Genomic DNA, 11531 nt, shown 5'->3' with positions numbered 1-11531 from the left:
GTTAGACGAGGGTTCTACTTTGAGTTATTCTCATTTACCCAAAGATTCAATTGGATATGGCTGGTAGTAATTCCATCCGTTTAAAGATCCAAATTAGAGATTGGTCACGGATTCAGGTTTATCATAGGATAGAAGGGTGATTAAATAGTTCCATATTACTGTTTTATCTAATTTAGTCTAATTTGAGTAAAAATGTGGAATTATAGGAATTTTATTATCTTTATTCATTCTGTACAAGACAACAACAACTTAAATTTATAGACCTAAAGCACTAGCGTTGCATAAATGTTCGTAAGCGTCCCATCTCGTACAACTAGCTCCATCTCCATCTAAGACCAAAAGTTTTGCGATGCCTATCCCATAACACGACAAGTAATCGGAAGCATAGATGACCATGGCAAATAAGGCTCGAGCGCCTCTGGATTTTGTGAATCCGGAAGCTGCGGAAGCTGCTCGAACAGGTACTTTAAATATTGAAATGGAAGAAGTCCATTTTCCTTCGCCGTCTCGATGACGCTGTAGATCGCCGCACTTACCTTCGCGCCGCGAGGCGTATTCGCAAATAACCAGTTCTTTCTCCCGATTACGAATGGCTTGATCGAGCGCTCACTGCGATTATTATCGATCTCAAGCCGACCATCCTTCAGGAAGGCAGTCAATTTCTCCCACTGATTCAGGCTGTAAGCGATCGCTTTTCCAACTAGACTCTTCGGCAGTGTTTGAGAGCGCTGTTGCTTGAGCCATACCGAATAAGCCTTCAGGATTGGAAGGCTTCGCTTCTTTCGCTCGGCATATCGTTCTTCTGGCGAAGCATTCTTCAACTCGCGCTCAATGGCGAAGAGAGCATTGCAGTAAGCCAGTCCTTGACTAGCTACCGAATCCTTGTTACCTCTCGCCGCTGGCGGGGCTGCTTTCAACGCTTCATCGTATTTACGCCGCGCATGTGCCCAGCACCCCACAAGAGTCACACCAGGAACCTTATGATAGCCCGCATAACCATCGACATGCAGGTAACCTTTGAACCCGGATAAGAAGATTTGTGGATGCTCACCGCCACGTGTCTTCTGGTAATCGTAGATGACCGCCGGCGCTACACCGCGTCCAGTGCGATACAGCCACAAATACGAGGACGATTGAGCAGACTTCCCAGGCTCACGTAGCACCTGCAGCGTCGTCTCATCCGCGTGAAGCACATCCTGCCTGAGCAGATGAGATTTCATCACGGAGACCAATGGCATGAGCCATTTCTGTGCACCATAGACCATCCAATTGGCCATCGTCTGACGAGATAACGTGTATCCAAGACGCGCGAAATGCTGCTCTTGCCGGTATAACGGCAAGCTGTCGACGTATTTCTGGCTCATAACATAAGCCATGCTCGACGGTGATGCGAGGCTTCCCGGATAAACAGGTTTTGGCATCGCAGCTGTGACGATCGGGGTTTCAATATCTCCACGTTCACAATGACGGCAGGCATACACATTTCGCACGTGACGGATGACCTTCACTTGTGGCGGTACAACGGCAATTTCATTGCGCGTCTCTGTACTCATCTCGTGAAGGAACCCACCGCAGCACGCACATACTTGCTCGCCTTCCTCCAATGAATAGGTGATTGTTTCTACTGGAAGCTTGGAGAGATCCTCTGTTCGCTTGCCGGATGATTTGCGCCGCTCGTAGGTAATTTGCTCAGACCGCGGCTCTTCGCCAGCAGGTGCTGCAATCATTTCGGCTTCGTTGAACAACGGGAGTTCTAATTGATCCGGATGCGTCTGCTCGCTGGAAGCACCGAAACGCTTCTTCTGCGCTAAGCGGAACTGCTCTTCGTACCATTTGAGCTTGGCCGATAGTTCGATGATTTGTTGTTGTAAGGATTCGATGGTTGGCGTATCTGCATGTTTTTCCATACTTTACTCATTAGATAGAAGAAACCCAATCCCTGTAAGTACCTATGACGAAATGATTACAAAGATGTGTCTAAATGACGGTAACGGCATTAACCTTGGGATGGGCTTGCCGCTGACAAAGTGAAAGACCATCCAGCAGCCAGCGAAGCTCTCTGCTGGAAATGGCTACTACTTCTTCCTTGCCTGTAGGCCATTGAAATCTTCCACGTTCTAGGCGGCGATAGTAAAGCCAGAACCCATTGTGATCCCAATATAAAATTTTGAGCTTGTTGCATGCCCGGTTACAGAATACGAATAAGCCAGAGGAGAACGGATTCAGACCAAAGCTTTCCTGAACGATGGCAGCAAGTCCGTCGATCGATTTGCGCAGATCGGTGGAACCACAAGCAAGAAACACACGCTGATTGCTTGGAAAGGTCAGCATGGTGAAGTAAGTGCGTGAATCACTTCACGCAAAAGCATTGGGTCAAAGCCGGAACGAAGCTCGATACTCGCTTCACCGATATGAAGGATTAGAAAAGGAGCAGGAGAAACGCTGCCAGGTGGATCTACAGTGGCAAGAGGTACAAACTGTACGGGAGAAGTCTTTGGGTCTGGAGTAGCTGAGGATGATACACGCTTTATTTTGTACAGCCAATATTTCAATTGTTCGACAGAACAATGATTTGCGGAGCACCAAGCTTTCATCGTGAGGCCACTTGCCCGATAGGCTGCGATACGTGTGTGCCAATCTTGTCTGCGTTGTTCTTTGGCATTCATGAGTTACCCTCCGTATTTAGGTTAATCTCATGATCTCATAGCTAGGTTAGTAGTTGAAGGTGTGGAGAGTTTGACGCTTACAAACAAAATATAAAAAATATCAGAACAGTAATGAGAGAAAGGATGAAGAAACCTAATAAGTATAAATAATTAATAATAATTCCTCCCGTCGATGTGATTTTCACATTCCTTACATTTTAAGTAACGGAAACAAGCTAGATAAGGTTTCACATATTTGGAAGCTACCGAGTTATAGCGGTTTTAGTTCTGGTCTACTTATAGAGTATATGTTAAAACACGAACCCCACAGGGGTTACAAATACAGTTTTAGACTGAGCTGATTTCTTGGATACCATAGGTTTTAGACCACAATCGTATAGCAAACGAATCCGTTAACCGAATAACTTAAGAAATATACAAGTTCCTGTTTAGCGCTTTCATTTAAGGCGTCAGCGAGTTTCTTTATTTCCGTTAGCTCCATGTTAAATCATCTCCGAACCATCATTATATCTATAATTATACCCATATTTTCCTTGGAATTATCAACAATGAAATTTAACATAGCCCTTTAAATGGGTTAACCATCTTCATAAATCAACCTTTGAGGGAATCATAACCTATACCTATTCTCAACAAATTACAATCCATTAGGAGCAATCTACAACAATGAGTCATAGTTAATATTTTACATAAATTACACTCAATATACTAGTAGTTTTCGGCATGACAGGTATGACATTCAAGTTAATGCATATATAAAGAGGCCCCTGCGCAATAGCATGGGCCTCTCAAAGTCATTCACTGTGTTCTAGAATACTCGTGGCTGCTCCTCGTACAATACACCGGATAAATCAATGTGAACGCAAGCGCAACGACCGACAGCAGTGCAGCTGCTAATTGGAGCGTCAACAATACATAAATCAAATAACAGATTGGAGCAAACAGCAGCAAACCCGGCATCGCAAAAAATACCGACCCCCATTTTCGCTCATCTGTCCTCATTCGGATAGAAAGATTTAACCCAATAAGGCTGGAAAGCAACGGCCAGAGGGTAAGATAGCTTCCTCCAGGCAGATATAGCGCCATGAAAATACTTATTAATGTCCATAGCAGAAGTATTCCGGCCCACATATTTTCCATTCGTATCTTTTTTGAAATCCACCGCACCAATAGACCGATAATCATCACCGTAGCTACAATGCATCCAAGCAAAATAGTTATACTCACTTGTGGATCAAGCAAAATGATCTTTAGCTGCTCGTTGGATACGGCGGAGCGCAATAAACGCCATGTCAGGGTGATTAATCCAAACACGATAAGCAAACTAATAAGCGTGATAAAAAAACCACCGATCGTCCCCTTAACCGTTACTCTTTTGCGTCGTATGCCATGCACCATTGTAGCAATAAAGAACAAAGCACCAACGATCATCAACCACATGCCCCAGGATTGGGGATAGCTGACCATATGACTGCCAAATAGGTTGAAATATATCCGATCCTCCTGCTGTACCTGTTTTAAATCCAACTGGCCAAAGTGCTGGGACAAGCTTAACATGTATTCCCCATGATGCTGCAAGCTCGACATATCGAGATTTTCCGGAGTATCAATAGGCTGATGATAGGCGTTAAACCCCATGCCAAATGCAAAATTTAATCCTGATAGTCCTTCCTCTCTGAACACCGTCAAATCTGTGTCATTGGGCATCAGTTTATATAAGTTATAAATGACGGAGTAAGCAATAGGATCAGGTGCAGCCTTGATGAACTCTTTGATCAGCCAGCCATTCTGGTCACTTGTCTCAAACATAAAGGATGGGCCTTTATTCCCCCTCGCTTCAAAGTTAAGGACAATTCCCACATCATGAGCCCAAGGGTGATCCTCCATAAAAGCTTTTGCTCCAAACAGCCCCGTTTCTTCGCCGTCTGTCATGAGAAAGATAAGATCATTTTTTAACGGACCCGATACTTTCAGCGCACGTATCGTTTCCAGCATCGCTGCAATTCCCGCTCCATCGTCTGCAGCCCCCGGAGTATTCGTTTCACTATCGTAATGTGCAGCAATCATGACTGCTTTACTATTAGCTGTACCTGGAATTCGCGTAATAATATTTTCAATTTCCCCGGATAGCGGTGAATCAACAGCTGCTTTTTGCAGTTCAGGATTTAAGCCGAGACCTTTAAGCTCCAAAATAAGATAATCACGTACTGCATGATGTGCCTGACTTCCGATTGGATGAGGCTCCCTTGCAATTACTTTCAGCTTCTTCATGGCCCTTTCAGACGAAAAAAATTCAAGCGGGGCATCCGATTGAACGCTTCGGGGTGCTTGTATTTGCAGCAATCCAATCAGGATCGGAACAAGAATTAGCAAGCACAATACAACCCCCTTTTTCCAAAAAGGTGGACTTGCAGGCTTCGTTTCAGTTGAAAATTCGCTATTCATAGCTTTCATATGAACTCCCCCCTTTTTCCGACATTAGCATACCAAAATAATCCATATTTCGAGAATCGACTTTAGACTAGGTTTTTACCTAGACTAAGGTCGATATTGAAACATCTGATATTTCAGATGTCATCGCTAATTACAACAATAGGTTATTACATAACCGCAAAAGAAAAAAGGGCAAATAAGTTTGCCCCTTGCTGTAACCATATATTTTACAATTAATTAGTTAGCCTAATGACTCTAGGTTCCGCAAAAGGTTCGGTATGAACCGTTTGCTTGCGCAGGCAAGGTGGAATAATCAGCCTGCTCAGAGGAGTGAGCATAGGGGCACGAAAGAACATTAAGAAGCCGCTCCATCACGCTGTAGTCTTCATGTTTCACGGCTGCCTCTAGTGCCTCTTCTACCCTGTGGTTGCGCGGAATTAAGGCAGGATTGCTGCTTCGCATTAGCTGAAGCGAGGAGGCTTTTGCTTCCTGCTGTCTGTTCAACCTCGCTTGCCAGAGCTCGTACCATGGAGACCATTCCGGTGTACCGTACAGAACCGTATCCTCCTGCCTTTCAAAAGTTAGCGCGCGGAATGTATTTGTATAGTCTGCACCGTACTTCTGCATGATCGTGAGCAGCCATTTAATAAGAGCTTCATCCTCAGCCTCTTCATTAAAGATTCCCAGCTTCCCCCTCATTCCCGAAATCCAGTTACGGTGAAATAATTCGATAAAATCGGATATCGCATCCTCTGCCAGGCTGACAGCCTGTGACTCGTCGTCATGCAGCAGCGGCAATAGCGTTTCAGCAAATCTCGCGAGATTCCACACAGCTATATTCGGCTGATTGCCATATGCATAGCGTCCATGAACATCAATTGAACTAAATACCGTTGCTGGATCGAAGTTATCCATGAAAGCGCAAGGACCGTAATCAATCGTTTCCCCGCTTAGGGCCATGTTATCGGTATTCATCACCCCATGTATAAAACCAACGAGCTGCCATTTGGCAATAAGCTCTGCCTGACGCTTGATCACTTCTTGAAGCAGTGAAAGATTACGGTTCCCGCTATCAGCAGCTTCTGGGAAATGTCGTTGCAAAGTGTAATCAGCCAGTGCCTGAAGATCCTCGGTAGTGCCCCAATTTGAAACATATTGAAAGGTGCCCACTCGAATATGACTAGCAGCCACGCGTGTCAATATGGCACCAGGCTGCTCGGTTTCCCGGCGGATTGCCTCACCGGTTGTGACCACCGCTAAGCTTCGGGTGGAAGGAATGCCAAGCGCATGCATAGCTTCGCTGATGATGTATTCACGCAGCATCGGCCCAAGCGCAGCACGTCCATCGCCTCCGCGGGAATAAGGCGTTCTTCCTGAACCTTTGAGCTGAATATCTACCCGCTCGCCTTGAGGAGTAATCTGTTCACTAAGCAGCAGCGCGCGACCGTCCCCTAATCTGTTAAAATGCCCGAATTGATGCCCAGCGTATGCTTGAGCGAGCGGCAAAGCTCCTTGAGGAATCTGATTGCCAGCAAGCATTTCTACGCCATCCTGACTTTGCAGTGCGAGGGCGTTCAACCCCAACGATGCTGCCAATGAATCATTAAAAATGATCAGCTTCGGTGAGCGTACAGGGTTTAGAGCCATCCTTGCAAACATGATTTCAGGCAGACAAGCATAGCTATTGTCGAAATTCCATCCTGCTTCAGTTAGTGGTTTTTTCTCCGTCATCTTATCTCCTTTTTTCTTTCTGTTACATCGTATTTTTTGCATCAAAAGAAAGTCATAGGCATGATGTTAAATTAGCTATCTACTTTATATATCAACTTATGGCAGCCCTTTTCGTGCTTGCTTCTGCCCATTCATTATATCCTTTCCATTGTTTTATTCTACCCATTCATTAAATTTAAATAAAAATGGCGGATTATTCAACTATGCTAACCGTAAAGTGAAAAATCATCTTTAATTATGTAAATCTTATTTAACAACAAGATAATGCCGACAACTCAAAAATAAAAATTGTCGGCATCTCTCTCATAAAGTGATTAGTTTACGACAAATTCGATGACAATTGGCGTCCCAAGATCGAGCGTATCACCATCAGGAATGGTAATAGCCGTTGTTGTAACAGTTGAAGTGTCTGCTGTTTGAATCTGCCCATTAATATAAAGATTGTAGTAAGCTGGCGCAGTTGGAAAAGCTGTGGCAGCAACTCCGGCGTCATTGGTAGTAGCAGTGGCAAGAATATTAAATGCAACACCTACTCCCGTTCCGTCTGCAATAGTAGCACTAAATTTTCTGGATGCCATAAAGGGTTTTGTAATTGGCATTTATATCACCTCTCTTCTCTCAAGTAGCTTATGCAAATGATAGAGAAAGGGAAGGGCCATATTCAATTATTTACCATATTAATATGATCAAAGCTCGATTTTAGCGGAAAATGTGATGATTTCCACAATAATTGACGTCCCCGAAAATATAGTCTGATTGTTGGAATTAATATTCAAAGCATTTTCAGTTAAAAAATATACGCTGCCTTCTTGTAATATCCCATTAATATAAAGATTGCTATAGCTATTTTGACCCATGTCAGAAAATGCGGAAATGAACGATCCATCATCATTTGTAAAAACATCAGCTGGAATCGTTACTTGAGACTGAGCATCTGAGCTCGTAATATAAAAAAATCTTTGTGCAGCAGGTAAAATAATGATGTCAGGGATAATGACAGATCCCGCACTGCCAGGAGGTCCTTGCAGTCCTTGTATTCCTGGAAACCCTTGAATACCTTGTTCTCCTTGCGGCCCTTGTCTGCCTGAATGTCCTTGAATGCCCTCCGCACCTTGTACACCTTGCGTACCTAGACCTTGCATTCCTTGCGGCCCTTGAGATCCCTGTACTCCTTGAGGATGTGAATCGCTAGTCTTCTTTTTGAAAATAATGATCTTTTTATGTTCTTTCTTTCTTTTTAGCGGACAAGCAGCCATTTTTTTCTTTTTAGATTTTTTTCTACGAACTGGAGTAGAGTATTTCCATTTGAGCCCGGAAGGTGCACATAATTTCTCTTTAAGTAGTTGATTTCTTGTCCGAATTTTCATCTTTGTAGACATTGTTCTACCCAAGCTAAATCACCCCCCATTAAAATAATCTATATATGATATGATACGATCTGTCTGAGGTATGGACTATAAATCAAGGAAAGTTAGGTTGGAAACTATTTTTAATAAAATTAGGTATGTGATATATAATGAAGATCCACAGCACCGATTGCTGTGGGTCTCTTATTTCCAAATGAATGATTAGTTTACGTTATAGTTTCTAGCCATTTGCCTTATATGCCCGGCAAGCTCCTCGATTAATTCAGCGGGCTCTACAACCATAACATAGCTGCTATAGCTTAAAATACTGCGAACCGCCGCTCCTTAGAGGAATAGTGGGCAACGACCGTTAAAGTGCCGTCTGGTTCGTCTGAAATCTCATCAAAGCCAAATTCATCTCTTACCCTCGTCTTCATTTCAGGCTGGAAGCGAAGTACTGCCCTCACCTTTTGAAAATTAGCTTTCCCCATAAATTGCTGTTCAACGTCCTGCAGGGTGTAGGGACGACGAATAAAGGTATCCGATAAGCTGCTTATATGAAGCATGCGGGAGAGCCGGAATACGCGAATATCGGATCTCGTGAGGCAATAACCGTAAAAGTACCAGACATAGCCTTTGAGAAATAGCCCCATCGGTTCAATCGTCCGCTCCGTCTCCTGTCCCTTGTTGTCCAAATAGTTAAACCGAACCACCTTCAGCTCCTTAATGGCTTTGTGAAGCGGTTTAAATTTTATCTTGTCATTTGGAGCCGGTTTAAAATCAAGATCGACATGTACGGAGCTCACTCCAACTTGCAGCTCGGGAACCAGAAGATCGGGCGCATCTAATGCGGCAAAATGGGTACCACGCTCAAACTCCGACCATTGTACAATGTTTGTGTTGTCACGATTCGCGAAACGCTTCATTGATTTAAAGTCATGACCAAACACCGACACTCCTGTCGCCGTCGTGTTTGCTTCTTGCGATGCTGCCTCCTGCGGATGGACATTCTCATAATACAAGCGAGCAGATGATTCGGCTGTATTGGTCAACCAATAAATCATGACATTTGTCAGCAGAGCATCACGGTCAATAAAATGAACCCCATATTTCCATCCTGCATCCTGCATGGTATTTGCCCAGCGCGTATTCGTTAAACGATATTGGAGATCATCAAGCTGTGCCTGCGGTATATCGATATGAAATGGGCGAATTATGGTAGAATATATGTTATGAGTTAGGCAAATACGGCAATGTGATTGTCATATTGGTACCTTCACCAAGTTCACTTTGAATGTCCATATGTCCATGATGAGCTTCAATAATTTTGAAACAAACCATCAAGCCTAGACCAGTACCTTTTTCTTTCGTGGTGAAAAATGGTTTTCCAATATTCGCTAGATGCTCTTCGTGGATGCCCGAGCCATCATCACTCAACACAATTTGCAAAGATGAAGCATCCTTGGCAATAACCTTCAAATTAATGGTTCCCCCGGATGACATTGCTTCGATTGAATTTTTGATCAGATTTATAAAAACTTGTTTAAGCTGATTGGGCTCGCAAAACACATGTGAATCCATCGTATCCATCGTGAAGTTCACTTGAACATTATATAATATGGCCTGAGGCTGTATCATAAATAAGACGTTTTCAATCAGCTCTTTTAGATCCGTTTCTACAAACTTATCAGCATGAGGCTTGGCCATACTCATAAATTCATTTACGATCTGATTTATTCGATCGATTTCCACTAGCATAATATCGACGTAAGCTATTTCTTTTGATCTCAAAAGCTGTAAAAACCCTTTTATCGCCGTTAATGGGTTGCGTATCTCGTGTGCTATTCCAGCAGCTAATTCACCTACAATTGAAAGTTTTTCTGCTCTCCGAATGATGTCTTCGGACTTTTTTCGCTCTGACATATCTCTAATGACGGTTTGGATGACGGGATCTCCAACATGTTTATGTATATAGATAGAAGAAACCTCGGCGTCTAATAATGTCCCGTCCAAGCGTTTCAGTTCAAGACTTGTAAACTCCATAAAGCCATCTGTTTCCATAACTAGATTTAATCTTCCCCTAAGCGTCTCATGGTAACTGGGACATATAAATTCGTAAATGGATCGTCCTACGAGATCATCTGTTGTTTGGCCGTTAAACAATTTTAACCCCATATCATTGACGAAAGTAATGATCGAGTTCCTATGCAGTACAATAGGCTCAGGAGATAGCTTCAGTACACGACTATATTCGCGCTCTCTTTGAGCAAGCTCAAAAACTGCTTTTTTTCTTTCTGTTATGTCTCGAAATAATAGCTGCACCGATCTATTGCCTTGAAATTGAAATGGTACGGCCTTGACTTCGATATGGATAATTTCTCCATCCAACTTTATTAGCCTTTTATCCAAAATTGAAGCGGCTTGATTTGATGTAAACAACTGATTCATTTCGCCAAGCAGCATATCTAAATCATCTGGATGAAAAAAACGAGCAACGTTTTCACCAATAAGTTCATCCGGCTTCGAAACGCCAATAAGAATCATGGCTGCAGGATTTACGAAAGTAATGATATGGTCCTGAAAAACCACAATAGGCTCTGGAGAGTTTTCGATCAATATTCGATAACGCTCCTCACTTTCTTTTAACTGCTCTACTGCCAGCTTCTTTTCGGTTATATCCCTCTCAACGCCAACGAATGCAACAACCTCTCCCCAATCATTCCTCATTGCAGAAATGGTTACATTTGCATAAAAAGTACTCCCATCCTTTCTTAGCTTTATAAGTTCACGACCGTTGTATTCTTCCCCTTGAATAATACGTTCATATAATTCAAATACCCCGGCCCTACGATTCTCTGGCGTCATCGGCAAAATTTTTCCAATGATTTCTTTCTCGGACCAGCCATGAAGTTCCTCGAATTTCTTGTTGATACCTAGGACCCTTCCTTCTCTATCAACAATAACTACACCGTCGGAGGTAATATTTAGGAAAGATAAAAATAGTCTGGATTTATTTATAGTTGAAAAAAAATCTTTAATAGATATCACCCTATTTCAATATTGTAACTAGCATATATTTCTTCTATTTTTGCATCATAGCTCAAATTAAAAATAAAATAAATGGGTGATCTGCGCTTTATCCAAAAAAATAGAAAACAAGGTTATTTTTTTACAAAAACGCGATTTTTATATGCATATTCGACAGGAATATCATCAATTTTCAATTTTAAAAAAAATCATGATGACTTAGGGTGGGGGCAATTACTCCCATTCAATTTCAATGTAAGAAGCCATCGGTTATGGAATATATCTCACCTTGAAGGGAATCATATTCTTCGTACACAAAATGGTTGAG

General features: G+C 42.7%; 10 protein-coding genes. All 10 read right to left on the bottom strand.

Annotated elements, in window-relative coordinates; genetic code table 11:
• Positions 1-353 precede the first annotated feature (353 nt).
• The 10 genes from tnpC to AC1TPC_RS12435 all read right to left on the bottom strand — a co-directional run bounded on the left by tnpC (position 354) and on the right by AC1TPC_RS12435 (position 11224).
• Positions 354-1907: an IS66 family transposase gene (gene tnpC, locus AC1TPC_RS12480; RefSeq protein WP_482067167.1), complete on the bottom strand. Its 1554-nt coding sequence runs from the start codon at positions 1905-1907 to the stop codon at positions 354-356.
• A 70-nt stretch (positions 1908-1977) separates the two neighbouring features.
• On the bottom strand, positions 1978-2331 hold the full coding sequence (tnpB, locus tag AC1TPC_RS12475) for an IS66 family insertion sequence element accessory protein TnpB (RefSeq protein ID WP_482067166.1): 354 nt from the start codon (positions 2329-2331) through the stop codon (positions 1978-1980).
• Complete coding sequence (gene tnpA, locus AC1TPC_RS12470; RefSeq protein WP_482067165.1) at positions 2325-2666, bottom strand: IS66 family insertion sequence element accessory protein TnpA; 342 nt, start codon at positions 2664-2666, stop codon at positions 2325-2327. Before tnpA ends, tnpB begins: the two co-directional genes overlap by 7 nt.
• A gap of 798 nt (positions 2667-3464) precedes the next feature.
• On the bottom strand, positions 3465-5120 hold the full coding sequence (locus AC1TPC_RS12465; RefSeq protein ID WP_482067164.1) for a M20/M25/M40 family metallo-hydrolase: 1656 nt from the start codon (positions 5118-5120) through the stop codon (positions 3465-3467).
• Positions 5121-5354: 234 nt separating this feature from the next.
• Positions 5355-6830: a protein adenylyltransferase SelO gene (locus AC1TPC_RS12460; protein ID WP_482067163.1), complete on the bottom strand. Its 1476-nt coding sequence runs from the start codon at positions 6828-6830 to the stop codon at positions 5355-5357.
• A gap of 314 nt (positions 6831-7144) precedes the next feature.
• Positions 7145-7429 (bottom strand): DUF4183 domain-containing protein, encoded by a 285-nt coding sequence (locus AC1TPC_RS12455; protein WP_482067162.1) that lies wholly within the window; start codon positions 7427-7429, stop codon positions 7145-7147.
• Positions 7430-7516: 87 nt separating this feature from the next.
• Entirely contained in the window at positions 7517-8221 is a 705-nt protein-coding gene (locus AC1TPC_RS12450) for a DUF4183 domain-containing protein (RefSeq protein ID WP_482067161.1), read from the bottom strand.
• A gap of 177 nt (positions 8222-8398) precedes the next feature.
• Entirely contained in the window at positions 8399-8479 is an 81-nt protein-coding gene (locus AC1TPC_RS12445) for a hypothetical protein (RefSeq protein ID WP_482067177.1), read from the bottom strand.
• Positions 8480-8496: 17 nt separating this feature from the next.
• Positions 8497-9390, bottom strand: coding sequence for a WYL domain-containing protein (locus AC1TPC_RS12440; RefSeq protein WP_482067176.1), 894 nt, complete (start codon positions 9388-9390; stop codon positions 8497-8499).
• Positions 9391-9406: 16 nt separating this feature from the next.
• Positions 9407-11224, bottom strand: a complete 1818-nt coding sequence (locus AC1TPC_RS12435) for a PAS domain S-box protein (RefSeq protein ID WP_482067160.1) — start codon at positions 11222-11224, stop codon at positions 9407-9409.
• Positions 11225-11531: the final 307 nt, after the last annotated feature.

This window comes from Paenibacillus sp. Y280 (genome assembly GCF_056786335.1).
The sequence above is the reverse complement of the archived record's forward strand: the minus strand, read 5'-3'. Positions and strand labels throughout refer to the sequence as shown.

Excerpts from the sequence above, each read along its gene's own strand:
- tnpA (WP_482067165.1), bottom strand. The coding sequence starts at position 2,666 with ATGAATGCCAAAGAACAACGCAGACAAGATTGGCACACACGTATCGCA.
- AC1TPC_RS12455 (WP_482067162.1), bottom strand. The coding sequence starts at position 7,429 with ATGCCAATTACAAAACCCTTTATGGCATCCAGAAAATTTAGTGCTACT.
- AC1TPC_RS12460 (WP_482067163.1), bottom strand. The coding sequence starts at position 6,830 with ATGACGGAGAAAAAACCACTAACTGAAGCAGGATGGAATTTCGACAAT.
- AC1TPC_RS12445 (WP_482067177.1), bottom strand. The coding sequence starts at position 8,479 with ATGGTTGTAGAGCCCGCTGAATTAATCGAGGAGCTTGCCGGGCATATA.
- tnpB (WP_482067166.1), bottom strand. The coding sequence starts at position 2,331 with ATGCTGACCTTTCCAAGCAATCAGCGTGTGTTTCTTGCTTGTGGTTCC.
- AC1TPC_RS12465 (WP_482067164.1), bottom strand. The coding sequence starts at position 5,120 with ATGAAAGCTATGAATAGCGAATTTTCAACTGAAACGAAGCCTGCAAGT.
- tnpC (WP_482067167.1), bottom strand. The coding sequence starts at position 1,907 with ATGGAAAAACATGCAGATACGCCAACCATCGAATCCTTACAACAACAA.